The sequence below is a fragment of the Desulforamulus profundi genome, from assembly GCF_002607855.1.
Genome location: NZ_AWQQ01000107.1, coordinates 1 through 952, shown reverse-complemented (window position 1 = coordinate 952; position 952 = coordinate 1). Strand labels below are relative to the sequence as shown.

The following is a 952-nucleotide window of genomic DNA, read 5'->3' as shown; positions in this document are numbered from 1 at the left end:
AACATCTCACACCCTCCCTCCTGCGGGCCTACTCAACCCTGGGACGGTTGGTGGAAATATTGTCTACAATGATTTTAATGTCGTTGACGGTAATCCCTGTGGTCTGGGATATATACTCCTGGACCCGCTGCTGGATTTCCCGGCTCATTTCAGGAATGCTGATATCCGGGGCCACAACGGCCCTGATATGCAATCCCATTCCCCCGGTGGTCTGGATTACGCTGGGCCTTACATCCTTTACACCGGGAATTTGATAAACCACCTTTTTTACCAAATTCTCAATGGCTTGCAGCGAAATGCGTACTTGTCCCAGTTTATAGTCGTGCACAACCGCCCTGCCGGACTGGCGCCGGGTCAGGGATACCCATAGCAATCGCAGGCCGATCAACAGCAGCAGCCCGATAAAGACAGACAGGTACAACTGCAGGTCAAATACATAGGGCTTTGCCAGAGGAAGTACAGGGGCTGCTGCCACCAGCCGGAAACAATGGACAGCAGCAGCGAACAAAACAGTGTCATTAACAATGTGTAAACAACAAGAAGGCCACGATCAAAGGGGCTCACAAATCCCCCTCCCTTTTACTATAATACTATAACCGAACGATAAATAAAAGCATAATTTCCTATAATACTATGTTTGGTTTAAGTTATAAATATAAAATGCGGAACCAATAATATATTGGTTCCGATTTTAGATAGGACTATTTAAATTTGGGTTATCTTACACGGTTCGGTTCTTCTTCCTTGGTTTCCGGGTTGGCAAAGGCCACTCCCTGTACATGGACGTTCACTTCCACCACAGAGAGGCCGGTCATTCCTTCAATGGCGCGTTTTACATTCATTTGAATTTGGGATGCCACATCCGGAATCCGTACGCCAAATTCTACAATGACAAAGAGGTCAACAGCAGCTTCCTTTTCGCCAACCTCTACCTTGACGCCCTTGGACAGGT

At 47.4% G+C, this 952-nt stretch carries 2 protein-coding genes; both read right to left on the bottom strand.

From position 1 onward, the window contains the following. Window positions 1-28: 28 nt before the first annotated feature. Window positions 29-508, bottom strand: a complete 480-nt coding sequence (amaP, locus tag P378_RS16020; protein ID WP_238473332.1) for an alkaline shock response membrane anchor protein AmaP — start codon at window positions 506-508, stop codon at window positions 29-31. Between the two features lie 208 nt (window positions 509-716). Beyond that, window positions 717-952 (bottom strand): Asp23/Gls24 family envelope stress response protein (locus tag P378_RS16015; RefSeq protein WP_143338524.1); only part of this gene is annotated, 236 nt, incomplete at its 5' end.